The sequence below is a fragment of the Kitasatospora phosalacinea genome (assembly GCF_030268885.1).
GTDB classification, from domain to species: domain Bacteria; phylum Actinomycetota; class Actinomycetes; order Streptomycetales; family Streptomycetaceae; genus Kitasatospora; species Kitasatospora phosalacinea_C.
Window position 1 is genome coordinate 121,841 of the sequence record NZ_BSSA01000007.1, and the last position, 24,735, is coordinate 146,575.

The window sequence follows — 24,735 nt, forward strand, 5'->3', positions numbered from 1 at the left end:
CTCGGATCAGCTCCCTTCGGAATGGTCGGCGCCGTTGAGGGCGTCCTGGAGTTGCGGGGTCCGGCGGCGGCGGCGCGGCACGGGCGGCAGTTCCTGCCCGGGCAGCGGCGGCACCGGGTAGCCCCCGGCCATCGGGTCGAAGGCCGGGGCGGCCTCCGGCGCGGGCTCGGGCTTCTTGCGCAGCAGGTCGACCACCAGCGCGACCAGCAGCACCGCCGCCAGCGGCGCGCCCACGTACAGCACCACCTTGGCGAAGTCGTAGCCCTCGTTGCGCAGCGCCCGCACGGTGGAGACCATCACCAGCCACACCAGGGAGACCGGGATCAGCACCTTCCAACCGAGCTTCATGAACTGGTCGTAGCGCAGCCGGGGCAGGGTGCCGCGCAGCCAGATGAAGAAGAACAGCAGCAGCTGGATCTTCAGCACGATCCACAGCATCGGCCACCAGCCGTGGTTCGCGCCCTCCCAGAAGGTCGAGACCGGCCACGGGGCCCGCCAGCCGCCCAGGAACAGCGTGGAGGCGACCGCCGAGACGGTGACCATGTTGACGTACTCGGCCAGCATGAACATCGCGAACTTCAGCGAGGAGTACTCGGTGTTGAAGCCGCCGACCAGCTCGCCCTCAGCCTCCGGGAGGTCGAACGGGGCCCGGTTGGTCTCGCCGACCATCGCGACGATGTAGACGATGAACGACACCGGCAGCAGCACCGCGAACCAGGTCGGCTGCTGCGAGGAGACGATCTCCGAGGTCGACATCGAGCCCGAGTAGATGAACACCGCCGCGAACGACAGGCCCATCGCGATCTCGTAGCTGATCATCTGCGCGGAGGAGCGGATGCCGCCCAGCAGCGGGTACGTCGAGCCGGAGGACCAGCCCGCCAGCACGATGCCGTAGATGCCCACCGAGGCGGTGGCCAGGATGTACAGCAGCGCGATCGGCAGGTCGGTCAGCTGCAGCGGCGTCCGGGTGCCGAAGATCGACACCTGGTTGTCGGCCGGGCCGAACGGGATCACCGCGAACGCCATGAACGCGGGGATCGCCGAGACGATCGGCGCCAGGACGTAGACCGCCTTGTCGGCGTTCTTGACCACCAGGTCTTCCTTCAGCGCCAGCTTCACGCCGTCGGCCAGCGACTGCAGCAGGCCCCACGGGCCGTGCCGGTTCGGGCCGATCCGCAGCTGCATCCAGGCGACGACCTTGCGCTCCCAGACGATGGCGATCAGCACCGTCAGGACCAGGAACGCGAAGCAGAACACCGCCTTCAGCAGCACCAGCCACCACGGGTCGCGGCCGAAGAAGCCGAGCGTGTCGGCAGCAGCAAGGACCCTCATGACTCCTCCGCCGGGGCGATGGTGACCAGGTGGCCGACCGTGGTGCCGAGCGTGCGGTGCGCGCCGCCGTCCGGCGTCGAGTTGAGCGGCAGCCAGACCGTGCGGTCCGGCATCGCGTCGGTGATCTCCAGCGGCAGGGTCAGCGACCCGGCCGGGCCGGTGACCCGCAGCGCCGTCCGCGCGCCGACCTCGGCGGCGGTGGCGGCGGACAGCCGGGCGACCGCGGCGTGCCGCGTCCCGGCCAGGTGGGCGTCGCCCTCCTGCAGCGAGCCGTTGTCCAGCAGCATCCGGTGCCCGGCCAGCACGGCCTGCCCGGTGGCCGGGCGGGGCAGCGCGGCGGGGTGGGCGGCGGGCTCGGCCGGACGGTCGCCCGTCCACGGGGCGAAACGGTCCAGCTCCAGCCGGGCCGCCCGGACGTCGGGCAGGCCGATCGGCCTGCCCAGCGCGTCCGCGACCATGTTCAGCACCCGGACGTCGGCGTGCAGGTGGCGCTGCATCAACTGGTCGGGCTTGAGCGCCGGTTCGAACATCCGGACCCGGCCCTCCCAGTCCAGGAAGGTGCCCGCCTTCTCGGCGACCGCGGCGACCGGCAGCACCACGTCGGCGTGCGCGGTGACCGCGGACGGGCGCAGCTCCAGCGAGAGCACGAACCCGACCCGGGCCAGCGCCTCGTCGGCGAGCGCCGGGTCCGGCAGGTCGTCCGGGTCGACGCCGCCGACCACCAGCGCGTCCAGTTCGCCCGCGGCGGCGGCGGCCAGGATCTGGCCGGTGTCGCGGCCAGGGCGGGCGGGCAGCTCGGCGACGCCCCAGTGCGCGGCGGCCTCGGCGCGGGCGGCGGGCACCGCGACGGACCGGCCGCCGGGCAGCAGCCCGGGCAGCGCGCCCGCCTCGACGGCGCCGCGCTCGCCGGCCCGGCGCGGCACCCAGGCGAGCTTCGCCCCGGTGGCGTGCGCCAGGCGCAGCGCGGCGGTCAGGCCGCCCGCGGTCTGCGCGAGCCGTTCGCCGACCAGCACGACGGCGCCCGGGGAGCGCAGCGCGTCGGCGCAGCGTCCGGCGTCGTCGGCGAGCACCTCGTCGCCCGCGAGCGCGGCCAGCCACTCGACCTCGGTGCCGGGGGCGGCGGGCAGCAGCGCGCCGCGCAGCTTGGCCAGGCCGCGGGTGGCGTGGGTGGCGATCGAGAAGACCCGCAGCCCGCTCGCCCGGTTGGCCTTGCGTAGCCGCAGGAAGACGATCGGCGCCTCCTCCTCGGCCTCCAGGCCGACCAGCAGCACGGCCGGGGCCGCCTCCAGCTGCCGGTAGGAGACGCCGCCGCCGTCCAGGTCGACGCCGGTGCCCGCGACGGCCGCGGCCAGGAAGTCGGCCTCCTCGCCGCTGTGCGGCCGGGAGCGGAAGTCGACGTCGTTGGTGCCGAGCGCGAGCCGGGCGAACTTGCCGTAGCCGTACGCGTCCTCGACGGTGACCCGGCCGCCCGCGAGCACCGCGGCACGCGCCCCGCGCAGCCCCTCGGCGGCCCGGGCCAGCGCCTCCGGCCAGGACGCGGCGACGAGTTCGCCGCCGCGGCGGACCATCGGCGCGGTGAAGCGGTCGCGCTGCTGGGCGTAGCGGAACGCGAACCGGCCCTTGTCGCAGTTCCACTCCTCGTTGACCTCCGGCTCGTTGCCGGCCAGGCGCCGCAGCACCTTGCCGCGCCGGTGGTCGGTGCGCTGCCCGCAGCCCGCCGAGCAGTGCTCGCACACGGACGGGGAGGACACCAGGTCGAACGGGCGGGAGCGGAACCGGTAGGCGGCGGAGGTGAGCGCGCCGACCGGGCAGATCTGGATGGTGTTGCCGGAGAAGTACGAGTCCAGCGGCTGGTCGACGCCGGTGCCGATCTGCTGCAGCGCGCCGCGCTCCACCAGGTCGATGAACGGGTCGCCGGCGATCTGCTGCGAGAAGCGGGTGCAGCGCGCGCACAGCACGCAGCGCTCGCGGTCCAGCAGCACCTGGGTGGAGAGCGGGACGGGCTTCTCGTACGTCCGCTTGACGCCCTCGAACCGGGAGTCGGTGTCGCCGGTGGACATCGCCTGGTTCTGCAGCGGGCACTCGCCGCCCTTGTCGCAGACCGGGCAGTCCAGCGGGTGGTTGATCAGCAGCAGTTCCATCACGCCGCGCTGCGCCTTCTCGGCGACCGGCGAGGACAGCTGGGTGCGCACCACCATGCCCTCGGCGACCGGGATGGTGCAGGAGGCGACCGGCTTGCGCTGCCCCTCGACCTCCACGATGCACTGGCGGCACGCCCCGGCGGGGTCGAGCAGCGGGTGGTCGCAGAAGCGCGGGATCTGGGTGCCGATCTGCTCGGCGGCGCGGATCACCAGCGTGCCCTTGGGGACGCTGACCTCGACGCCGTCGATGGTGAGCGTGACCAGCTCGGTCTGGGTGGAAGGCTCCGTGACCGTCACGCGTGCACCTCCCTCTCGGTGGCGGACTCGTGGCCGGGGGCCCGGTCGGCCCAGACGGTGGAGGCCGCCGGGTCGAACGGGCAGCGGTGTTCGTTGAGGTGCTGCTCGTACTCGGCGCGGAAGTGCTGCAGCGAGGAGACGATCGGGCTGGCCGCGCCGTCGCCCAGGGCGCAGAAGGACTTGCCGTTGATGTTGTCGGCGATGTCCAGCAGCTTCTCCAGGTCGCCCGGCTCTCCCTGGCCCGCCTCGATCCGCTTGAGCAGCTGGACCAGCCAGTAGGTGCCCTCGCGGCACGGGGTGCACTTGCCGCAGGACTCGTGGGCGTAGAACTCGGTCCACCGGGTGACGGCCCGCACCACGCAGGTGGTCTCGTCGAAGACCTGCAGCGCCTTGGTGCCGAGCATCGACCCGGCCGCGCCGACGCCCTCGTAGTCCAGCGGGACGTCCAGGTGCTCGTCGGTGAACATGGGGGTCGAGGAGCCGCCCGGGGTCCAGAACTTGAGCCGGTGCCCGGCCCGGATCCCGCCGGTGATCTCCAGCAGCTGGCGCAGCGTGATGCCGAGCGGCGCCTCGTACTGGCCGGGGTTGGTGACGTGCCCGGAGAGCGAGTAGAGCGTGAAGCCGGGCGACTTCTCGGTGCCCAGCGACTTGAACCAGTCCTTGCCGCGGGCCAGGATCGGCGGCACCGAGGCGATCGACTCGACGTTGTTCACCACGGTCGGGCAGGCATACAGGCCCGCGATCGCCGGGAACGGCGGCCGCAGCCGGGGCTGGCCGCGGCGCCCCTCCAGCGAGTCGAGCAGCGCGGTCTCCTCGCCGCAGATGTACGCGCCCGCACCGGCGTGGACGGTGATGTCCAGGTTGATGCCGGAGCCCTGGATGTCCTTGCCGAGGTACCCGGCCGCGTACGCCTCGGCGACCGCCGCCTGCAGGCGGCGCAGCACCGGGACGACCTCGCCGCGCAGGTAGACGAAGGCGTGCTCGCAGCGGATCGCGTACGAGGCGATGACCATGCCCTCGATCAGCGAGTGCGGGTTGGCGAACAGCAGCGGGATGTCCTTGCAGGTGCCCGGCTCGGACTCGTCGGCGTTGACCACCAGGTAGTGCGGCTTGCCGTCGTTCTGCGGGATGAACTGCCACTTCATGCCGGTGGGGAAGCCGGCGCCGCCGCGCCCGCGCAGGCCCGCGTCCTTGACCAGGGCGATCACGTCGTCCGGGGCCATCGCGAGGGCGGCGCGCAGGCCGTCGTAGCCGCCGTGGCGGCGGTAGGTCTCCAGCGTCCAGGGGCGGTGGTCGTCCCAGGACGCGGACAGGACCGGGGAGAGGAGCTTCTCGGCCGGTTCGGCGGAGGTCATCACGCTTCCGTCCCTTCGTGCCGCGGGGAGACCACCTTGGTGCCCGGGGTGCCGGGCAGCGCCTCGCCCTTGGCCAGCCGCAGGCCCGCCAGCGAGGGCGCGCCGCCCGCGCCGGACTCGTCGACGGCGCCGGGGCGCTCGTCGGCGAAGCCGGCCAGGATCCGGGAGGTCTCCTTGAACGAACAGAGCTTGGCGCCGCGGGTGGGGCGGACCTCCTGCCCGGCGCGCAGCTGGTCGACCAGCTGCTTGGCGCTCTCCGGGGTCTGGTTGTCGAAGAACTCCCAGTTGACCATCACCACGGGGGCGTAGTCGCAGGCCGCGTTGCACTCGATCCGCTCGATCGAGACCGAACCGTCCTCGGTGGTGCGGTTGTTGGCGATGCCGAGGTGCTCGGAGAGCTCGTCGAAGATCTGGTCGCCGCCGAGCACCGCGCACAGCGTGTTGGTGCACACGCCGACGTGGTACTCGCCCGCGGGGCGCCGCCGGTACATCGTGTAGAAGGTCGCGACGGCGGTGACCTCGGCGGTGGTCAGGTCCAACTGCTCGGCGCAGAACCGGATCCCGGTCGGGGTGACGCAGCCGTCCTCGGCCTGCACCAGGTGCAGCAGCGGCAGCAGGGCGGACCTCGACTGCGGGTAGCGGGCGATCAACTCCCGCGCGTCGGCGGCGAGTCGGGCCTCCACCTCCGGCGGGTAGGGCTTGGCCGGCAGCGCCGGCAGGCCGAGTTCAGTGCTGCTCACCGGTCCACGCCTCCCATCACCGGGTCGATCCCGGCCACCGCCACGATCACGTCGGCCAGCGGGCCGCCCTCGCACATCGCGGCCATCGTCTGCAGGTTGGTGAAGGACGGGTCGCGGAAGTGCACCCGGTAGGGCCGGGTGCCGCCGTCGCTGACCACGTGCACGCCGAGTTCGCCCTTGGGCGACTCCACCGCGGCGTAGGCCTGGCCGACCGGCACCCTGAAGCCCTCGGTGACCAGCTTGAAGTGGTGGATCAGGGCCTCCATCGAGGTGCCCATGATCTTCCGGATGTGGTCCAGCGAGTTGCCCATGCCGTCGGGGCCGACGGCCAGCTGGGACGGCCAGGCGATCTTCTTGTCGGCCACCATGACCGGCCCGGGGGCCAGCCGCTCCAGGCACTGCTCGACGATCCGCAGCGACTGCTTCATCTCCTCCAGGCGGATCAGGAACCGCCCGTAGGAGTCCGCGGTGTCGGCCACCGCGACGTCGAAGTCGTAGGTCTCGTACCCGCAGTACGGGTCGGACTTGCGCAGGTCGTGCGGCAGTCCGGTGGCCCGCAGGATCGGGCCGGTGGCGCCGAGCGCCAGGCAGCCGGGCAGGTCGAGGAAGCCGACGTCGACCAGCCGGGCCTTGAAGACCGGGTTGTCGGTGGCCAGCTTGTCGTACTCGTGCATCCGCGAGCGCAGCAGGTTGACGCCCTCGCGGATCTTGTCGACCGCGCCGGGCGGCAGGTCCTGGGCCAGGCCGCCGGGGCGGACGTAGGCGTGGTTCATCCGCAGGCCGGTGACCAGCTCGAAGATGTCCAGGACGACCTCGCGGTCCCGGAAGCCGTAGATCATCAGGGTGGTGGAGCCGATCTCCATGCCGCCGGTGGCCAGCGCCACCAGGTGCGAGGAGATCCGGTTGAGCTCCATCATCAGCACCCGGATCACGGTGGCCCGCTCGGGCACGTCCGCGGTGATCCCGAGGAGCTTCTCCACGGCCAGGCAGTAGGCGGTCTCGTTGTAGAGCGGGGTGAGGTAGTCCATCCGCGTCACGAACGTGGTGCCCTGCACCCAGGAGCGGAACTCCATGTTCTTCTCGATGCCGGTGTGCAGGTAGCCGATGCCGCAGCGGGCCTCGGTGACCGTCTCGCCGTCGATCTCCAGGATCAGCCGCAGCACGCCGTGGGTGGACGGGTGCTGCGGGCCCATGTTGACGATGATCCGCTCGTCGTCGGCGCCGGCCACCGCCTGGGCGACCTCGCCCCAGTCGCCGCCGGTGACGGTGAAGACCCGCCCCTCGGTGGTCTCCCGGGCGCCTGCTTCGTAGTGGGTGCTGCTCATCAGCTGTACGACCTCCGCTGGTCGGGAGCCGGGATCTGGGCGCCCTTGTACTCGACGGGGATGCCGCCGAGCGGGTAGTCCTTGCGCTGCGGGTGGCCCAGCCAGTCGTCCGGCATCATGATCCGGGTGAGCGCCGGGTGGCCCTCGAAGACCAGGCCGAAGAAGTCGTAGGTCTCCCGCTCGTGCCAGTCGTTGGTCGGGTAGACGCTCACCACGGACGGGATCCGCGGGTCGGCGTCGGGCGCGGTGACCTCCAGCCGGATCAGCCGGCCGTGGGTGATCGAGCGCAGGTGGTAGACCGCGTGCAGCTCCCGGCCCTTGTCCTGCGGGTAGTGCACGCCGCTGACGCCCAGGCACAGTTCGAAGCGCAGCGCCGGGTCGTCGCGCAGGATCCGCACCGCCGTGAGCAGGTGCTCGCGCTCGACGTGGAAGGTCAGCTCGCCGCGGTCGACGACGGTCTTCCCGATCACGTCGGCGACGTCGAGGCCCTGCTCCTCCAGCGCGCCCTCGAACTCGTCGGCCACCTCGTCGAAGTAGCCTCCGTACGGGCGCTCGCTGGGGCCGGGCAGCACGATCGGCGCGGTCAGGCCGCCGAAGCCGGAGGTGTCGCCGGTGCCGCGGGCGCCGAACATGCCCTGCCGGGCGCCGACCACCTCGACCGGGATCTCCCGCCGGGTCGCCGGGACCTCGGGCTGCTGGGGCTTCTGCTCCTCGCTCATCGCAGCAGCCCCCGCATCTCGCTGGTCGGGGTGGCCTGCAGCGCGAGGCGCTCGGCCTCCTCCTCGGCCCGGCGCCTGTGCACGCCGAGCTTCTCGTGCTGGATCTTCTCGTGCAGCTTGATGATCGCGTCCATCAGCATCTCCGGACGGGGCGGGCAGCCCGGCAGGTAGATGTCCACGGGGACGATGTGGTCGACGCCCTGGACGATCGCGTAGTTGTTGAACATGCCGCCGGAGGAGGCGCACACGCCCATCGAGATGACCCACTTCGGGTTCGGCATCTGGTCGTAGACCTGCCGCAGCACCGGCGCCATCTTCTGGCTGACCCGGCCGGCCACGATCATCAGGTCGGCCTGCCGGGGCGAGCCGCGGAAGACCTCCATGCCGAACCGGGCCAGGTCGTAGCGGCCCGCGCCGGTGGTCATCATCTCGATCGCGCAGCAGGCCAGACCGAAGGTGGCCGGGAAGAGCGACGCCTTCCGCACCCAGCCCGCGGCGGCCTCCACGCTGGTGAGCAGAAAGCCGCTCGGCAGCTTCTCCTCGATACCCATCAGTTCCCTCTCAATGCCCTCGAGTCCGGTGGCTTGTCCGCCCGTTCACAAACGTCCGCGCGTCCCGTGCGCGGCGGCGGCCGCGGTCTAGTCCCACTCCAGGCCGCCGCGGCGCCAGACGTAGGCGTAGGCGACGAACACGGTGGCGATGAACAGGAGCATCTCGACCAGCCCGAAGATCCCCAGGGCGTCGAAGCTGACCGCCCAGGGGTAGAGGAAGACGATCTCGATGTCGAAGACGATGAACAGCATCGCCGTCAGGTAGTACTTGATCGGGAACCGACCGCCGCCCACCGGCTGCGGGGTCGGTTCGATGCCGCACTCGTACGCCTCCAACTTGGCCCGGTTGTAACGCTTCGGGCCGGTGAGCGAGGCCATCACGACGGAGCCGACCGCGAACGCCGCCGCGATGGCACCGAGTACGAGGATCGGCGCGTAGGCATTCATAGCCCCCGCTCCCTCCGTCCAGTCGTCCTTGACTGCAAATCGGAACCACCAGGTCACCGAGGGTGAACCGATGATCCACTTCGTGGGATCCGGCTCCATGTGAGGCAGTTCACAAAGCCAGGTTGGAGCGCATCCTATGCCTGTCCGCTTGTGATCTGCGACACGCAGTTCCCGATGATCTTTGTGATCTTCGCCACCCGACGAAGGCCCACGAAGGCGGATCGGTCACCACTGTTCGACCCAGAGCGGGCGATTGACCACATACAGTCGCAACACGGAGCGAAACGACCGCCGTTCGGCCACGCCCTATATCAATTCTGCGGCGGTCGAGGCAAATTTCGGAGTGATCGGGTTTACGTGATAGTGGATCTCACCCTGGCGGTGGACCCGGAGCGGCAGCCGCTTGACCCTTCGTTCACAAGCTCTCAAGAGCCCTCGGGGAGCCTCAGGAGCCCACGGCGGAGCGCGGCGCCCGCCGCCGCCCCCACTCGGTGCCCGCCAGCACCGCCACCGCCCCCAGCAGCGCGAGCGGGCCCGGCCGGTCCCCCGCCAGCACGATCCCGCACAGCGCCGCCCACAGCGGCTCGGTGCCCAGCAGCAGGCTCACCCGGGACGCCGAGGTGGCCCGCACCGCCCACAGCTGCACGAAGAACGCGAACAGCGTGCACAGCAGCGACAGGTACAGCAGCAGGCCCCAGCGCGCCGCGTCGAAGGAGGCCGCCACGCTCAGCGGGGACGGGCCCGCCAACGGCGCCGCCAGCACGAACACGGCCGTGGCGAAAGCCAGTTGGACCCAGGTCAGGGCCAGTGCGTCCACCCCGCGCACCGACCGCAGCCGGGCCGTCGCCAGCACGTTCACCGTCCGCGCCACCGCCGCGCCCAGCACCAGCAGGTCACCCGCCGACGGCGCCCGCAGCCCGCCGCCCCCGGTCAGCAGGGCCACCCCCAGCACCGACAGCCCCGCCGCCGCCAGGAACGCCCCCGACGGCGCCGAGCGCCGCAGCGCCGCCTCCGCGAGCGGCGTGAACACCATCGTCAGGCTGATCACCAGCCCCGCGTTGGTCGCCGAGGTGTGCACCACCCCGTACGTCTCCAGCAGGAACACCGCCCCCAGCACCGCCCCCAGCACCGCCCCGCCGCCCCACTGCGCCGCCGACAGCCCACGCAGCCGCCGCCACGCCACCGCCCCCAGCACCGGCAGCACCAGGGCGAACCGCAGCGCCAGCACCGCCACCACCGTCCGGTCCTCCGCCACCTGCCGGACCGCCCAGAAGCTCGACCCCCACACCACCGCCACCACCAGCAGCGGCAGGTCCCGCCACGCCTGCGAACGGACGGGTTCGATCGACACGACGGCCACGGCACGGCTCCCGGAGCACTCGACGGGGGCCCGTGCGGCGTCGGACGGGAGGGGTACGGAGGCCGCCACTCTCCCGCACGCGGAAGGCGGCGGGCAAGCGCTTTCGCGCCCGCCCGCCGCCTTCCGGGGCCCGGGTCGGTCAGGCGCGCGGCGCCACCTTGGCCAGGCCGTTGATGATCCGGTCCGCGACGTCGCCGCCGGTCGGGTCGGTCAGGTTGGCCAGCAGCTTGAGGACGAACTTCATCAGCACGGGGTGGGTCAGGCCGCGCTCGGCGGCGATCCGCATCACCTTGTCGTTGCCGATCAGCTTCACGAAGGCCCGGCCGAGCGTGTAGTAGCCGCCGTAGGTGTCCTTGAGCAGCTGCGGGTAGCGGGCCAGGGCGCGCTCGCGGCCCTCGGGGGTGATCCGGGCCATGGCCTGGACGATGACGCCCGCGGCGAGCTGGCCGGATTCCATCGCATAGGCGATGCCCTCGCCGTTGAACGGGTTGACCAGGCCGCCCGCGTCGCCGACCAGCAGCAGGCCGCGGGTGTAGTGCGGCTGCCGGTTGAAGGCCATCGGCAGGGCGGCGCCGCGGATCGGCTCGGTCATGTTCTCCGGCGTGTAGCCCCACTCCTCGGGCATGCCGGCGCACCAGCTCTTCAGCACCTCGCGCCAGTTCAGGTCGCCGAAGGCGGGCGAGGAGTTGAGGATGCCCAGACCCACGTTGGAGGTGCCGTCGCCCATGCCGAAGATCCAGCCGTAGCCGGGCAGCAGCTTCCTCTGCCCGCCGCGGGTGTCCCACAGCTCCAGCCAGGACTCCAGGTAGTCGTCGTCGTGCCGGGGCGAGGTGAAGTACGTCCGGTAGGCGACGCCCATCGGCCGGGACTCGATCCGGTGCAGGCCCATCGCCAGCGACAGCCGGGTGGAGTTGCCGTCCGCGGCGACCACCAGCGGCGCGTGGAACTCGACCTCGCGCTTGTCCGGCCCGAGCTTGGCGGTGACGCCGGTGATCCGCCCGGTGCGGTCCTGGACGGGGCCGCTGACGTTGCAGTTCTCGTACAGCCGGGCGCCGGCCTTCTGCGCCTGCCGGGCCAGCAGCTCGTCGAAGTCGGCGCGCTTGCGCACCAGGCCGTAGTCGGGGAAGGCGGCCAGGTCCGGCCAGTCCAGCTCCAGCCGGACGCCGCCGCCGATGATCCGCAGGCCCTTGTTCTGCAGCCAGCCGTTCTCGGCGGACACGTCGACGCCCATGTCGACCAACTGCTTGACGGCGCGCGGGGTCAGGCCGTCCCCGCACACCTTCTCGCGCGGGAACTCGGTCTTCTCCAGCAGCAGCACGTCCAGGCCCGCCTGGGCCAGCCAGTACGCGGTGCTGGAGCCGGCCGGACCGGCGCCGACCACGATGACGTCGGCGGTGGACTCGACGGCGGTCTCGGTCATACGGGGCTCTCTCCTGAGCGCGTCGGGGTCACGGGGTCGGGCACGGCCGCCCCGCCGACGCCTTCCCGGCGGACGGGGTGCCGAACCACCGCAGTCTACGGGGCCTTGAAGCCGCGGTGGAGGGCGACGATGCCGCCGGTCAGGTTGCGCCACGCCACCTTCGTCCAGCCCGCCTGCTGCAGCTGGGCGGCCAGCGCGGGCTGGTCCGGCCAGGACCGGATCGACTCCGCGAGGTACACGTACGCCTCCGGGTTGGACGACACCCTGGTCGCCACCGGCGGCAGCGCACGCATCAGGTACTCGGTGTAGACCGTGCGGAACGGCGTCCAGGTCGGCGTGGAGAACTCGCAGATCACCAACTTGCCGCCGGGCTTGGTCACCCGCAGCATCTCCCGCAGCGCGACCTCGTGCTCCTGCACGTTGCGCAGCGCGAACGAGATCGTCACGGCGTCGAAGGACTCGTCCGCGAACGGCAGCCGGGTCGCGTCGCCCGCGGTCAGCGCGAGTTCGGGGTGGCGGTTCTTGCCCTCGGTCAGCATCCCGATCGAGAAGTCGCACGGCACCACGTCGGCGCCGGCCTCCAGGAAGGGCAGCGAGGACGTCCCGGTGCCCGCACCGAGGTCCAGGATCCGCTGGCCCGCGACGGCCCCCACCGCATCGGCCACCGCCCGCCGCCACAACCGGGCCTGGCCCAGCGAGAGCACGTCGTTGGTGCGGTCGTACTTGGCCGCGACGTCGTCGAACATGGCGGCGACGTCCTGCGGCTGCTTGTCCAGATGGGCTCGGGTCACGAGCCCATTGTTCACCTTGCGGTGCCGCGGACCTCAACCAGGGCTCACCGCAGGGCGCGGCGGCCCCCCTTGCGGCGGCGCCGGGAGCGCTTGCCGTGGGTCAGCGCGGGCATCCCCTCCGCGGCGAACGCGACCGTGAACGCGGCCCGTTCCCGCTCCGCGCCCGCCCGGCCGCGCCGGATCCGCCACAGGCACAGCGCGCACAGCAGCACCGCCGCGGGCACGCTGGTCTGCGCCAACCCGACGCCCACCGGCTGCGGGTAGGTCTTCCCGCACACCCGCACCGCACCGGGGTCGTCCGCCGCGTGCTCCAGGCAGATCGGGTCGCCCACCCGCGCGTCCGACGGCAGCCACAGGTCCGCGGCGGTCAGCCGCCGCCCGTCCGCCGGGTACGCGACCTGGCTGTACGTGCCGCTGCCGCCGGGGAGTTGGGTGACCGTCCCCTCGACCCGCACCGGGTGCGCGTCGATCCGGTCGGCCTGGTCGGCCTGGCGCCACCCCAGCAGGCACATCGCCACCGCCACCACCGCGCTCAGCACGGCTCCGACGTACCACCCCCGGCCGGTGCGGCTCCGAGGACGTTCGGGGGTCGCGGCTCGCATACGTCCTGTTCCTGACTCGGGCTGAGGTCTGAACCGGGATGTTAGCCGCAAAGGGCTCCCCGGGTCACGGGGAGTCAGAAAGGCGGGTACGCTTCGCCGTCGAACGAACCGTCCCCGTCGCCGTTCCCGCTACCGCCGCCGGTAGAGCAGCCGTCCGTCCAGCACCGTGGCCAGGCAGGCCGCCGCGCCGCCCGCCAGCTCCTCGACCGTCCCGACCGCGAACACGGCGAAGTCCGCCGCCCCGCCGACCGTCAGCGGCCGGTGCACGGCGTCCGCCGGCTGCCGCCCGTCCAGCGGGTCGAGCGGGCCCGGTCCGGCGTCCGGGCCGGGGAGGTGGCGCAGGCCGGAGCGGGCCACCGCGGTGCGGACGGCGGGACGGTGCAGCGGCCCGGACAGGGCCGTCGCGCCGTGGCCGAGCAGCCGTTGGAGGCCGCGGCGGGCGCTGCCGCCCCACTGCTCGTCCGTCAGTTCCCGCTCCGGCAGCAGCGGCCGGTCGCCGGCCCCCTCCCGCGGGTCCGGGTGGTAGGCGGTCTCCAGCAGCCAGGCGCCGTGCCGGTTGAGCAGCCCGGGCACCAGCACCCCGGGCCACTCGCGGACCCGGGCCGACCCGGCCGCCGGGCCGCCCGCCAGCTCCCCGAAGGGCCCGACCGCGGCGACGCGTGCGCCGTCGACCAGCACCGCCCCGTCCGCGACCGAGCCGGTGCCGGTGCCGGTGAACAGCAGGCGGGCCCGGTGCAGCGTCAGCACGTCGCGCGGGTCAGTTCGTCGCGAGGATGGTCAGTTCGGGGTGCGCGGTGCCGCCCTCGATCGCGGTGGAGGCGATGTGCGAGGCGACCCGCGGGTCGACCGGGTCGTTCGCCGGGTCGTCGAGGACGCGCAGGTGCTCGTAGGTGGTGGAGCGCTGCGCGGGCACCCGGCCCGCGGTGCGGATCAGGTGGATCAGCTCGTGCAGGTTGGAGCGGTGCTTGGCCCCGGCCGCGGAGACCACGTTCTCCTCCAGCATGACCGAGCCGAGGTCGTCCGCGCCGTAGTGCAGCGACAGTTGGCCCGCCTCCTTGCCGGTGGTGAGCCAGGAGCCCTGGATGTGCGCGACGTTGTCGAGGAAGAGCCGGGCGATGGCGATCATCCGCAGGTACTCGAAGACCGTGGCCTGGGTCGAGCCCTTCAGGTGGTTGTTCTGCGGCTGGTAGGTGTAGGGGATGAACGCCCGGAACCCGCCGGTGCGGTCCTGCACGTCGCGGATCATCCGCAGGTGCTCGATCCGCTCGGCGTTGGTCTCGCCGGTGCCCATCAGCATGGTGGAGGTCGACTCGACGCCGAGGCGGTGCGCGGTCTCCATGATCTCCAGCCAGCGCTCGCCGGACTCCTTCAGCGGCGCGATCGCCTTCCGCGGCCGCTCCGGCAGCAGTTCGGCCCCGGCGCCCGCGAAGGAGTCCAGGCCCGCGGCGTGGATCCGGGTGATCGCCTCCTCCACCGACACGCCCGAGATCCTTGCCATGTGCTCGACCTCGGAGGCGCCCAGCGAGTGGATCACCAGCTGCGGGAACGCGGCCTTGATCGCGGCGAAGTTCTCCTCGTAGTACTCGACCCCGTAGTCGGGGTGGTGCCCGCCCTGGAACATGATCTGGGTGCCGCCGAGCTCGACGGTCTCCGCGCACCGGCGCAGGACCTCGTCCAGCTCCCGCGACCAGCCCTTGTCGCTCTTCGGCGGCACGTAGAACGCGCAGAACTTGCACGCCGTCACGCAGACGTTGGTGTAGTTGATGTTCCGCTCGATGATGTACGTGGCGATGTGCTCCACCCCCGCGTACCGCCGCCGCCGCACCGCGTCCGCCGCCGAGCCGAGCGCGTGCAGCGGTGCCGACCGGTACAGCTCCAGGGCCTCCTCGGCGGTGATCCGGCCGCCCTCGGCCGCGCGGTCCAGCACGGCCTGCAACTGGGTGGCGGAAAGGTTCTGCTCGGACACCTGGCGGGCCTGCTTTCTTCGTCGAAGGGCCGGACCCGCCCAGCCTACGCCAGCACGTTTCCGCCCCACCGCAGGCCCGTTCCACGCCGCCTACTGCTTGAGCAGGTCGCCCTCCGGGTCGGAGCCGAACGCCGCCTCGGAGACCGCCACGTGCAGCCCGCCGCCGTTGACCAGGGTGTACGTCTGCTTCTCGGGGACGCCGGTGCAGGCGCTGTCGCTGCCGTCCGGGCGCTCCTGCAGCAGCACCTTGCCGTCCTCGACCGAGAGCAGGGTGAGCACGCCCCGGCAGACGGTGCTGCTGATCTCGGAGGCGTTGCTGGTGCGCCCGACCTCGTCGCCGACCCTGCCGGGGGTGAAGGTCACGGTGAAGACCGAGGAGAGCGGGACGATCTTGGTGGTGATGGTGCCTTTGAAGGTGCCCACGAAGGCGGCGGGGAGTGCCTTCCCGCTGCCCTTCCCCGGTGTCGCCGTCCCGCTCGGGCTCCCGCTCGGGCTCCCGCTCGGGCTCCCGCTCGGGCTCCCGCTCGCTGCCGCACTCGCGGCCGCACTCGCACCGGCCGTCCCGGTGACCGCGTCCTGCCCGGGCGTGCCGCTCGGGCCGGGGCCGTCCGGCGACCAGGGCAGGTTGCCGCTCGCCGCCAGCCCGCCGTACAGCGCGCCCGCCAGCACCACCGCGGCGGCGGCCGCCGCCCACCGGGGCCGCCGCCCGCGCCGTTCCCGCTCCGGCGCCGGTCGCCGCCCGCCGTCAAGGACGGTCGGCACCCGGTCCGCGGGGGCCGCGCCGACGGGGCCGGTGGCGCCCTCCAGGTCGAGGAGTTCGACGGCGGCGCGGCCGACCGCGGCGGCCAGCGGGCCGGGCAGCCAGCCCTCGGGGCCGTCCGCGGCGGCGGGGGCGAGGCGGGCGCGCAGTTCGGCGGGGGCGGGGCGCAGCTGCGGGTCCTTGGCGAGGCAGGCGGCCACCACCGCGCGCAGTTCGCCGTCCAGGCCGTCGAGTTCGGGTTCCTCGTGCAGCACCCGGTAGAGCAGGACGGCGGCGCTGACGCCCTCGCCGAACGGGGCGGTGCCGGTCGCGGCGAAGGCGAGCAGCGCGCCGAGCGAGAAGACGTCGCCGGCCGGTCCGGTGGGCGACCCGGCGGCCTGTTCGGGCGACATGAAGCCGGGCGAGCCGACCACGTAGCCGCTGTGGGTGAGGGTGGTGGCGGCGTCGAGCGCGCGGGCGACGCCGAAGTCGATCAGCCGGGGCCCGTCCAGGGCGAGCAGCACGTTGGACGGTTTGACGTCCCGGTGCACCAGGCCGAGGGCGTGCACCTGTTCCAGCGCCTCGGCGAGCCTGCTGCCGAGGGCGTGCACGGAGGGGACGGGGAGCGGTCCGGCGGTGCGGACGGCCTCGCCGAGCGAGGGCCCGGCGACGTAGCCGGTGGCGACCCAGGGGCGGGGGCCGTCGGTGTCGGCGTCAAGCACGGGGGCGGTCCAGCGGCCGCCGACCCGCCGGGCGGCGGCCACCTCCTGGCGGAACCTGGCCCGGAACTCGGGGTCGTCGGCGAGTTCGGGGCGGACGACCTTGACCGCGACGGTCCGGCCGCCCGCGGTGCGGCCCAGGTAGACCCGTCCCATGCCGCCCGCGCCGAGGCGGCGCAGCAGCCGGTAGTCGCCGATCGCCGCCGGGTCGTCGACCGCCAACGGTTCCATGCCCGCCCCCTCGTTCCCCGTTCCGGGCCTCCCGGCCGGTCCGATCATCCCAGGGCGGCGGCCGGTCGGGACGCCGAACCGCTCAGACCGCCGCGGGCGCGCTCTCCAGCAGCCGGATCGGCACGTCCGGGGCGAAGCCGCTGTCGTGGGCGACCCGGCGGGCGAACTCGGCGATCCCGGCCAGCTGGCGTGCGCCGAGCGAGAAGTCGAGCGCCTCGGAGAAGTACGTCTCCAGCAGCGGGGCGTCGAACTCCTCCCAACGGGCGGCCTGCTCGGCGACCTTGGCGGCCTCGGTCAGCGAGAGGTCGCGGGACTCCAGGAAGGCCCGGTGGACGGCGGCGGTCAGTTCGGGGTGCCGTTCGGCGTACTCGCGGCGGGCGGCCCAGACGGCGAAGACGAACGGCAGCCCGGTCCACTCCTTCCACATCGCGCCGAGGTCGTGCACGGCCAGCCCCTGCCGGGGGGCCTGCTCCAGCGAGGCGCGCAGCGCGGGGTCGCCGATCAGGACGGCGGCGTCGGCCTCGGCCAGCATCGCGTCCAGGTCGGGCGGGCAGGAGAAGTACTCGGGGTGCACGCCCTCGCGCTCCTCCAGCAGCAGCCGGGCCAGCCGCACCGAGGTGCGGCTGGTCGAGCCGAGGGCGACCCTGCGGCCGTCCAGTTCGGCCAGTGGGACCTTGCTGACGATCACGCAGGACATCACCGGCCCGTCGCTGCCGACCGCGATGTCGGGGAGGACGACCAGCGCGTCCGCGTTGCGCAGGTACTCCACGCAGGTGATCGGCCCGAGGTCGAGCTCCCCGGCCACCAGCCGGTCGCTGAGCTTCTCCGGGGTGTCCTTGCTGAGGTCGAGGTCGAGCAGGTTCCCGGTGCGCGCGAGGCCCCAGTAGAGGGGAAGACAGTTGAGGAACTGAATATGGCCGACCCGCGGCCTGACCGCGCTCTCCGGCCGTCCGGCATCGCTACTGCTCACCGTGTGCTCCCTTGCCGTTGGTGCTCTCCCGGCAGGGTATGCCCGCTGATTGGGACGGTTCGCACCCGGTGCCCGACACACCGTCCGACACCCCTGTTCACCCCTGGTCGGGGCAGCCACCGCGTGCTACCGTTCCACTCAGTTGCAGTTTGATTCCCCTTGCAGTACTTGGAGCCTGCGGAGCATGTAACCGCAGGCTTTTTGTAATTTTTCAGCAGTAACAGGCGTCAATTGAGCTTTGATTGAAGCACTGTGCGAAAAAACTCCGGGCTCGTCCGGAGGCAGGGCGATCAGCGCAGCGGACCCGGGCGCCACAAGGTGTGGTGTCCACAACGTCCCTCGCAAGGAGAACGGTATGGCGACCGGAACCGTCAAGTGGTTCAACGCCGAGAAGGGCTTCGGCTTCATCGCCCAGGAGGGCGGCGGCCCCGACGTCTTCGTCCACTACTCCGCCATCAACGCGACCGGTTTCCGCTCGCTGGAGGAGAACCAGGCGGTCAGCTTCGACGTCACCCAGGGCCCGAAGGGCCCGCAGGCGGAGAACGTCACCCCCGTCTGAGACAACATCTCCCATCTGATCGCTCACGGCCCCTCGGGTCCGTACGAGTAGCAGTTCCCAAGGAGGCCCGCCCCGGCGGGCCTCCTGCCTTTTCCGCGCATTCCCGCCGCATTCCGCCGGTTGCGCCCGCATTTTCCCGCCCCGTCCCTTTCGGGCCCCGCCCGGGGCGCCCGGCCGCCACCGGGGGAGGATCGGTGCCATGCACCGCCTCCGCTCCGCCCGCCGCGCCCTCGACCGCACCCTCGGCCGGATCGGCGTCGACACCTACCTCCTGCTGCTGCTCGGCACCGTCCTGCTGGCCACCCTGCTGCCCGCCCGCGGCGCCGCCGCCACCGCCGTCACCGACGCGGTCTCGCTCGCCGTCGCCCTGCTCTTCTTCCTGTACGGGGCCCGGCTCTCCCCGCAGGAGGCGCTGGCCGGGGCCCGGCACTGGCGGCTGCATCTGCTGGTCCTCGGCTGCACCTTCGTGCTGTTCCCGCTGCTGGGCGAGGCGACCCGGCTGCTGCCGGACGCGGTGCTGCCGCCGCAGCTGTTCACCGGCGTGCTCTTCCTCACCCTGCTGCCGTCCACCGTGCAGTCCTCGATCGCGTTCACCTCGGTCGCGGGCGGCAACGTCGCGGCGGCGATCTGCGCGGCGACCTTCTCCAGCCTGCTCGGCGTGGTGCTGACCCCGCTGCTGGCGGCCTGGCTGCTGTCCGGCGCGGCCGGGGTGAGCGTGGACGGCGGGCAGGTGCTCGACATCGTGCTGCAACTCCTCGTCCCGTTCGCGCTCGGGCAGCTGCTGCGCCGCCGGGTCGGCCCGTGGATCGCCCGGCACCGGCTGGTCACCACGCTGGTCGACCGCGGTTCGATCCTGCTGATCGTCTACAGCGCGTTCGGCACGGGCGTCCGCGAGGGCATCTGGAGCCGGGTCACCCCCGTCCAGCTGCTCGGGCTGGCCGCGGTCTCGCTGGCCCTGCTCTCCGCCGTCCTCGGCTTCACCCGTCTCGCCGCCCGCCGCCTCGGCTTCTCCCGCGCGGACGGGATCACCCTCCAGTTCTGCGGCTCCAAGAAGTCCCTGGCCAACGGCCTCCCGCTGGCCACCATCCTGTTCCCGGCCCCCGCGGTGGGCCTGGCGGTGCTGCCGCTGATGCTCTTCCACCAGCTCCAGCTGATGGTCTGCACCGTCCTCGCCCAGCGCTGGTCGCGCGCCGCGGCCCGCGGGTGACCCTCCCCCGGCGCCGGGCCCGGTCAGGCCAGCGGCGTGCGGTGCAGGCCGATCAGCAGGCGCCACACCCGCCCCGCGACGGCCGCCGGGGGCTCGTCGACCAGCCTGTGCAGCCAGTCGGCCAGGACGCCGGTGAACGCGCCCGCCACCGCCGAGGCGATCAGCGGTGCGTCCGGGGCGCCCGCCAGCTCCCGCTCCGTCCGGCTGCGCTCGCGCAGTTCCCGGTGCAGCACCGGCCCCAGCGGGCCGCCGCCGCCCGGCGCCAGCAGCTCGCGGTACAGCCCGGCGTGGGCGGCCGCCCGGCCGAAGAACTCCACCAGTGCGGACGGGGGCGCCGCCGGGTCCGCGACGCCGCGCCAGGCGTGCAGCGCGTCCACCGCCTCCCGGACCACGCCCGCGCAGGCGTCCACCGCCAGCGCCGACAGGTCGGGGTAGTGCAGGTAGAACGTCGCCCGGCCGACGCCCGCCCGGCGCGCCACCGCCGCCACGCCCAGTTCCGCCAGCGGGCGGTCCGCGCACTCCGCCAGCAGGGCGGCCCGCAGTTTCGCCCTGGTCCGCTCGGCCCGCGGGTCGCCCGCCGCGCCCGCCGCGCCCGCCCGGCTCACCCGGCCGCCAGCACCGCGGCCAGCGCCACCGCGCCCGGCAGGGCCTGGGCGAGCAGGATGCGGCGGTTCGCGGTCAGCCCGCCGTACAGGCCCGCCACCAGCACGCAGGCCAGGAAGAAGACCCGCACCCGGAAGCCGGTCGGGTCGTCCGCCACCAGGCCCCACACCAGGCCGGCCGCCAGGAAGCCGTTGTACAGGCCCTGGTTGGCCGCCATCGGAGCCGTCCGGCGGGCCAGCTCGGCGTCGAACCCGGACAGCGCCCGGCCCGGGGCCTTCTCCCACAGGAACATCTCCAGCACCAGGATGTACCCGTGCAACAGGGCCACCGCCCCGACCAGCACCGTCGCCACGACCTCCACGGCCGCCTCCTTTTCTGGACAGGTGTCCAGAATAACCGGACATCCGTCCAGAACGGCATCCCCTCCACCCGCCGACACCCACCCGGCTACGCTGCCCGGGTGACCTCACTGCCGGACAGCCCGCAGACCCGGATCGGCGCCGCCGACCGCGACGCCGCCGTGGACCGCCTCAACCTCGCCTACGCCGAGGAGCGGATCACCCAGGACGAACTCGACCAGCGCGTCCACGCGGCCCTCACCGCCACCGTCCGCGCCGACCTCGACGCCGTCCTGCACGACCTCCCCGCCGAGGCCCCCGGCAGCACCGTCACCCTGAGCGCCGTGAACGGCCGCCTGGTCCGCCGCGGCCCCTGGCGCGTCCCGCGCTCGCTGACCGTCACCTCCGCCTTCGCCAAGGTCCACCTCGACCTCGGCGCCGCGGTCATCGAGCACCCCGTCGTCGACATCCACCTCGGCCTCGGCTTCGGCCGCGCCACCATCACCGTCCCGCACGACGCCACCGTCGACCTCGACGGCCTCCAGCAGTCCTGGAAGACCGTCCGCTACCGCCCCCCGCACACCCCCTCCCCCACCCCCGGCCCCACCGTCCGCATCACCGGCACCCCGGGCTTCGGCCGCCTCAAGATCCGCCACGCCCGCCGCTGACGCGGCCGCCTCAGAACCGGGAGGTGTCCACCCGCAGCCCGAACGGCTCCGGCAGCTCGATCGGCTCCCCGAACGGCAGCGGTCCGATCGCCCGGGTGTACCCGAGCGCGCCCGGCTCGGAGAACAGCGTGCAGGCCCGGTCCTGGCGGTCGATCAGCAGGTAGAGCGGCGCCCCGTACTCGGCGTACCGGCGCCGCTTCACCACCCGGTCGGTGTCCGCGTTCGAATCGGACGTCACCTCGACCACCAGCAGCGTCTGATCGGGCAGCAGGGCGGCACTGCCCTTCGCCAGTGCCTCGGGCACGACCGCGACATCGGGGATGTACCAGTTGCTCGACCCCGGCAGGTCCAAGTCCCCGGCACCCATCACGCAGTCGAGCTCGAAAACCCTGGCCGTCAGTTGGCGGCGCAAGTGGCTGGCGATCGATTCGTGGTCCCACCCCGGCGACATCGGCTCGATGACCCCTTCCACGATCTGGACGCGATCACCGGCGTGGTGCTGGATCGCGTACTTCAGTGCCTGCTCCGGGTCGACCGAGCTGTACGGACGTTCACCGCCGGGCAGTGCGCTCATCGGCCCCTCCTTCAGTCGCCTCCACGCTACCGAGCGCCCCGCCCCGCCCCAAGCGGTCTCACTCCAACGTGCGAAGGCCCGCACCCTCGCGGGGTGCGGGCCTTCGTGTGCGCCGGAGCGGGCCGGGCGTCAGGCGGCGACGGGCTCGTTGGTGGCCTGGGCCGGGACGGTGGCCGGGCGGTCCTCGGCGAGGAGGTCGCCGGTGGGGGTGTTGTAGGCGGTGAGGTCGAGGGTCTTCTCGCGGGCGGAGACCAGGATCGGGACGACGACCTGACCGGCCACGTTGGTGGCGGTGCGCATCATGTCGAGGATCGGGTCGATCGCCAGCAGCAGGCCGACGCCCTCCAGCGGGAGGCCCAGGGTGGAGAGGGTCAGGGTGAGCATCACGATCGCGCCGGTGAGGCCGGCGGTGGCCGCGGAGCCGATCACCGAGACGAAGGCGATGAGCAGGTAGTCCTTGACACCGAGGTCGATGCCGTACACCTGGGCGACGAAGATCGCGGCCAGCGACGGGTAGATCGCGGCGCAGCCGTCCATCTTGGTGGTGGCGCCGAACGGCACCGCGAAGGAGGCGTACTCGGACGGGACGCCCAGGCGCTCGGTGACGCGGCGGGTGACGGGCAGGGTGCCGACCGAGGAGCGGGAGACGAAGGCGAGCTGGATCGCGGGCCAGGCGCCCTTGAAGAAGTTCAGCGGGTTGAGGCCGCCGACGAAGCGCAGCAGCAGCGAGTAGACGCCGAACAGGACGATCGCGCAGCCGACGTAGACGTCGACGGTGAGGGTGGAGAAGGGCTTGAGCAGGTCCCAGCCGTAGGCGGCGACGGACTTGCCGATCAGGCCGAGGGTGCCGAGCGGGGCGAGCCGGATGACCCACCACAGGGCGGTCTGGACGAGTTCGAGGATCGCCTCGGAGAGCTTGCGGACCGGCTCGGCCTTCTCGCCGAGCTTGAGGACGGCCGCGCCGACGACCACGCCGAGGAAGACGATCTGGAGGACGTTCACCTGGAGGAAGGCGTCGGCGATGTTGGTCGGGATGATGCCGGTGAGGAAGTCGACCCAGGTGCCGCCCTTCTCCACGCCCTTGACGCCCGCGGTGGAGAGGTTGGCGCCCTTGCCGGGGTCGGTGAGCAGGCCGAGGCCGAGGCCGACGGCGACCGCGATCAGCGAGGTGGCCAGGAACCAGAACAGGGTGCGGACGGCGAGGCGGGCCGCGTTGGTGACGTTGCGCAGGTTGGCGACCGAGACGACGATCGCGGTGAAGACCAGCGGCGGGACGGCCAGCTTGAGCAGCTGGACGAAGGTCTTGCCGATGGTGTCGAGGGTGGTCTTCAGCCAGGACACGTCGCCGGAGCGGGCGATCCAGCCCAGCAGCAGGCCGAGGACGAGGCCGCCGACGATCTGGACCCAGAAGGGGGTGCGGCGGAGGCGTCCCAGCAGGGTGGGCGCGGGCGCGGTGGACATGGGTGTGCGTCTCCGGGGGGTGGTGGAGCAGGCGGGGGGAGGGGGCGGGGGCGGCGGCACGACGGACGCGGGGCCGGGCGGGGAGGCCCGGGGCCGACAGCTGTGGCGGTCGGTGCGTCAGGAGGGGCGTGCCGCCCGCATACAGCCGCCGGAGCGACAGCGACGCGGGCCGTCCACGGCACCGGGCAGACGCGGGCAGCACGGCACGAGCGGGGTGCTCGTCCCGGCCCGGCGCGCGGCGTCTGCAGTGGTCATGGCCAGCACATTAGCAACAAACCTTTGAGATGTTCAAAGTACTTGTTTGAGGTCGTTCCCGAACCACCCTTTCCTGACGGGGCGTCAGTGGATCACGGGCAGCTTTGACGCCCATCGGTTATACGTATAACTTGAAGCGACACCCCACCGCCGGAAGGACGCCCATGGGCTACGCCGCACTGCTCCGCGCCCCGCACGTCGCCCGGCTGCTGCTCGGCACCCTGCTCGGCCGCCTCCCCGCCGGGATGACCGCCCTGGTCGTCGCGCTCGCCCTGCGCGAGGCCGGGGCGCCGTACAGCCGGATCGGCCTGGCCACCGCCGCGTACGCGATCGCCGCCGCCGTCGGCGGGCCCGTCCTCGGCCGGATCGTCGACCTGACCGGGCAGCCCCGCGTCCTGCTCGCCTCCGCCGTCCTGGCCGGCACCGGCTACGCCCTGCTCGCCCTCGCCCCCGGCTCCGCGCTCGCCGCCCCGCTCGGCGCCGCGGTCGCCGGGCTGTGCATGCCCCCGCTGGAGCCCTGCCTGCGCTCGCTCTGGCCCGACGTGGTCGCGGAGGAGCAGCTCGACACCGCGTACGCCTTCGACTCCGCCTCCCAGCAGGTGCTGTACGTGGCCGGGCCGCTCGCCGTCGCCGGGATCGCCGGGGCCGCCTCCCCCACCGCCGCGCTGTGGACCGCCGCCGTACTCGGCCTGCTCGGCGCCCTGGTGGTGGCCGGGTCCGCGCCCGCCCGGGCCTGGCAGGCCCCGCCGCGGGCGGCCTCCGCCGGGCTGCTCGGCCCGCTGCGCTCGCCCGGGCTGGTCCTGCTGCTGCTCGGCCTGGCCGGCGCGGGCTGGGCGGTCGGCGCGCAGAACGTGCTGTTCATCGCGTACGCCGAGCAGCACCCCGGCGGCCTGCCCGGCGGCGCGGGCACCCTGCTCGCGCTGGCCGCGCTGGCCGGGCTGCTCGGCGCGCTGGCCTACGGCGCGGCCCGCTGGCGGGCCGACACCGCGACCCGGACCTGGGTGCTCGCCCTCGGCATGGCCGCCTGCTACCTGCCGCTGCTGCTCCTGCCCGGCCCCTGGCCGATGGCCGCGCTCGCCTTCGTCTCCGGCCTGGGCCTGGCCCCGCTGCTGGCCGCCGCGTTCGTGCTGGTCGCCGAGCTCGCCCCGACCGGCACCGTCACCGAGGCGTTCGCCTGGCTGGTCACCCTCTTCGCCACCGGCAACGCCGCGGGCTACGCCGTCTCCGGCGCCCTGGTCGACACCTCGCTGCACGCCGTCGCGCTCTGCGCCACCGGCGGCATCGCCCTCGGCGGCCTGCTGCTGCTCACCGCCCGCACCCGGCTGCGTCCGGCCGCCGCCCCCGCCGCCCTGGTGACCGCCTGAC

24 protein-coding genes are annotated in these 24,735 nt (G+C 73.1%); 4 read left to right on the plus strand and 20 right to left on the minus strand.

The window, feature by feature from the left end; genetic code table 11:
- Nucleotides 1-6: 6 nt before the first annotated feature.
- The 16 genes from nuoH to QSK52_RS13055 all read right to left on the minus strand — a co-directional run bounded on the left by nuoH (nucleotide 7) and on the right by QSK52_RS13055 (nucleotide 17,705).
- Complete coding sequence (gene nuoH, locus QSK52_RS12980; protein WP_285736141.1) at nucleotides 7-1,332, minus strand: NADH-quinone oxidoreductase subunit NuoH; 1,326 nt, start codon at nucleotides 1,330-1,332, stop codon at nucleotides 7-9.
- Nucleotides 1,329-3,770, minus strand: coding sequence for an NADH-quinone oxidoreductase subunit G (locus QSK52_RS12985; protein ID WP_285736142.1), 2,442 nt, complete (start codon nucleotides 3,768-3,770; stop codon nucleotides 1,329-1,331). The genes nuoH and QSK52_RS12985 overlap by 4 nt, the downstream gene beginning before the upstream one ends.
- Nucleotides 3,767-5,125, minus strand: coding sequence for an NADH-quinone oxidoreductase subunit NuoF (gene nuoF, locus QSK52_RS12990; protein ID WP_285736143.1), 1,359 nt, complete (start codon nucleotides 5,123-5,125; stop codon nucleotides 3,767-3,769). Before nuoF ends, QSK52_RS12985 begins: the two co-directional genes overlap by 4 nt.
- The gene (gene nuoE, locus QSK52_RS12995; protein ID WP_285736299.1) at nucleotides 5,125-5,844 is read right to left on the minus strand and encodes an NADH-quinone oxidoreductase subunit NuoE; all 720 of its coding nucleotides are present in this window, start codon (nucleotides 5,842-5,844) and stop codon (nucleotides 5,125-5,127) included. The genes nuoF and nuoE overlap by 1 nt, the downstream gene beginning before the upstream one ends.
- Nucleotides 5,845-5,861: 17 nt before the next feature.
- Nucleotides 5,862-7,190 (minus strand): NADH-quinone oxidoreductase subunit D, encoded by a 1,329-nt coding sequence (locus tag QSK52_RS13000; RefSeq protein ID WP_285736144.1) that lies wholly within the window; start codon nucleotides 7,188-7,190, stop codon nucleotides 5,862-5,864.
- Complete coding sequence (locus QSK52_RS13005; RefSeq protein WP_285736145.1) at nucleotides 7,190-7,909, minus strand: NADH-quinone oxidoreductase subunit C; 720 nt, start codon at nucleotides 7,907-7,909, stop codon at nucleotides 7,190-7,192. Before QSK52_RS13005 ends, QSK52_RS13000 begins: the two co-directional genes overlap by 1 nt.
- Entirely contained in the window at nucleotides 7,906-8,460 is a 555-nt protein-coding gene (locus QSK52_RS13010; RefSeq protein WP_285736146.1) for a NuoB/complex I 20 kDa subunit family protein, read from the minus strand. The genes QSK52_RS13005 and QSK52_RS13010 overlap by 4 nt, the downstream gene beginning before the upstream one ends.
- Nucleotides 8,461-8,547: 87 nt before the next feature.
- Nucleotides 8,548-8,907: an NADH-quinone oxidoreductase subunit A gene (locus tag QSK52_RS13015; protein ID WP_014137597.1), complete on the minus strand. Its 360-nt coding sequence runs from the start codon at nucleotides 8,905-8,907 to the stop codon at nucleotides 8,548-8,550.
- A 445-nt stretch (nucleotides 8,908-9,352) separates the two neighbouring features.
- Nucleotides 9,353-10,267: a DMT family transporter gene (locus QSK52_RS13020; RefSeq protein ID WP_285736147.1), complete on the minus strand. Its 915-nt coding sequence runs from the start codon at nucleotides 10,265-10,267 to the stop codon at nucleotides 9,353-9,355.
- Nucleotides 10,268-10,406: 139 nt separating this feature from the next.
- A complete protein-coding gene (locus QSK52_RS13025) occupies nucleotides 10,407-11,687 on the minus strand; it encodes a geranylgeranyl reductase family protein (protein WP_285736148.1) in 1,281 nt (426 codons plus the stop codon).
- Nucleotides 11,688-11,782: 95 nt separating this feature from the next.
- The gene (locus tag QSK52_RS13030; protein WP_285736149.1) at nucleotides 11,783-12,478 is read right to left on the minus strand and encodes a demethylmenaquinone methyltransferase; all 696 of its coding nucleotides are present in this window, start codon (nucleotides 12,476-12,478) and stop codon (nucleotides 11,783-11,785) included.
- A 44-nt stretch (nucleotides 12,479-12,522) separates the two neighbouring features.
- Nucleotides 12,523-13,080, minus strand: a complete 558-nt coding sequence (locus QSK52_RS13035) for a hypothetical protein (RefSeq protein WP_285736150.1) — start codon at nucleotides 13,078-13,080, stop codon at nucleotides 12,523-12,525.
- Between the two features lie 129 nt (nucleotides 13,081-13,209).
- Nucleotides 13,210-13,827 (minus strand): hypothetical protein, encoded by a 618-nt coding sequence (locus QSK52_RS13040; protein WP_285736151.1) that lies wholly within the window; start codon nucleotides 13,825-13,827, stop codon nucleotides 13,210-13,212.
- A gap of 10 nt (nucleotides 13,828-13,837) precedes the next feature.
- Nucleotides 13,838-15,046: a cyclic dehypoxanthinyl futalosine synthase gene (gene mqnC / locus QSK52_RS13045; protein ID WP_285736152.1), complete on the minus strand. Its 1,209-nt coding sequence runs from the start codon at nucleotides 15,044-15,046 to the stop codon at nucleotides 13,838-13,840.
- Nucleotides 15,047-15,136: 90 nt separating this feature from the next.
- Nucleotides 15,137-16,735, minus strand: a complete 1,599-nt coding sequence (locus tag QSK52_RS13050) for a serine/threonine-protein kinase (protein ID WP_285736153.1) — start codon at nucleotides 16,733-16,735, stop codon at nucleotides 15,137-15,139.
- Between the two features lie 82 nt (nucleotides 16,736-16,817).
- Nucleotides 16,818-17,705 (minus strand): menaquinone biosynthetic enzyme MqnA/MqnD family protein, encoded by an 888-nt coding sequence (locus tag QSK52_RS13055; protein ID WP_285736154.1) that lies wholly within the window; start codon nucleotides 17,703-17,705, stop codon nucleotides 16,818-16,820.
- A 355-nt stretch (nucleotides 17,706-18,060) separates the two neighbouring features.
- Here QSK52_RS13055 and QSK52_RS13060 point away from each other — a divergent pair, with 355 nt between their 5' ends.
- Complete coding sequence (locus QSK52_RS13060) at nucleotides 18,061-18,264, plus strand: cold-shock protein (protein ID WP_176189615.1); 204 nt, start codon at nucleotides 18,061-18,063, stop codon at nucleotides 18,262-18,264.
- 199 nt (nucleotides 18,265-18,463) lie between these two features.
- Nucleotides 18,464-19,471 (plus strand): bile acid:sodium symporter family protein, encoded by a 1,008-nt coding sequence (locus QSK52_RS13065; RefSeq protein WP_285736155.1) that lies wholly within the window; start codon nucleotides 18,464-18,466, stop codon nucleotides 19,469-19,471.
- A 23-nt stretch (nucleotides 19,472-19,494) separates the two neighbouring features.
- Here QSK52_RS13065 and QSK52_RS13070 read toward each other — a convergent pair whose 3' ends face one another.
- Nucleotides 19,495-20,076 carry a TetR/AcrR family transcriptional regulator gene (locus QSK52_RS13070; protein ID WP_285736156.1) on the minus strand — a complete coding sequence of 194 codons (582 nt, stop codon included), beginning with the start codon at nucleotides 20,074-20,076 and terminating at the stop codon, nucleotides 19,495-19,497.
- Nucleotides 20,073-20,435 carry a DUF1304 domain-containing protein gene (locus QSK52_RS13075; RefSeq protein ID WP_285736157.1) on the minus strand — a complete coding sequence of 121 codons (363 nt, stop codon included), beginning with the start codon at nucleotides 20,433-20,435 and terminating at the stop codon, nucleotides 20,073-20,075. Before QSK52_RS13075 ends, QSK52_RS13070 begins: the two co-directional genes overlap by 4 nt.
- 99 nt (nucleotides 20,436-20,534) lie before the next feature.
- Here QSK52_RS13075 and QSK52_RS13080 point away from each other — a divergent pair, with 99 nt between their 5' ends.
- Nucleotides 20,535-21,080, plus strand: coding sequence for a DUF1707 SHOCT-like domain-containing protein (locus QSK52_RS13080; RefSeq protein ID WP_285736158.1), 546 nt, complete (start codon nucleotides 20,535-20,537; stop codon nucleotides 21,078-21,080).
- A gap of 10 nt (nucleotides 21,081-21,090) precedes the next feature.
- On the opposite strand, the gene QSK52_RS13085 is transcribed toward QSK52_RS13080, so the two are convergent.
- Nucleotides 21,091-21,654, minus strand: a complete 564-nt coding sequence (locus QSK52_RS13085; protein WP_285736159.1) for a Uma2 family endonuclease — start codon at nucleotides 21,652-21,654, stop codon at nucleotides 21,091-21,093.
- A gap of 129 nt (nucleotides 21,655-21,783) precedes the next feature.
- Nucleotides 21,784-23,115 (minus strand): dicarboxylate/amino acid:cation symporter, encoded by a 1,332-nt coding sequence (locus QSK52_RS13090; RefSeq protein WP_285736160.1) that lies wholly within the window; start codon nucleotides 23,113-23,115, stop codon nucleotides 21,784-21,786.
- 419 nt (nucleotides 23,116-23,534) lie between these two features.
- Here QSK52_RS13090 and QSK52_RS13095 point away from each other — a divergent pair, with 419 nt between their 5' ends.
- On the plus strand, nucleotides 23,535-24,734 hold the full coding sequence (locus QSK52_RS13095; RefSeq protein WP_285736161.1) for an MFS transporter: 1,200 nt from the start codon (nucleotides 23,535-23,537) through the stop codon (nucleotides 24,732-24,734).
- Nucleotide 24,735: the final 1 nt, after the last annotated feature.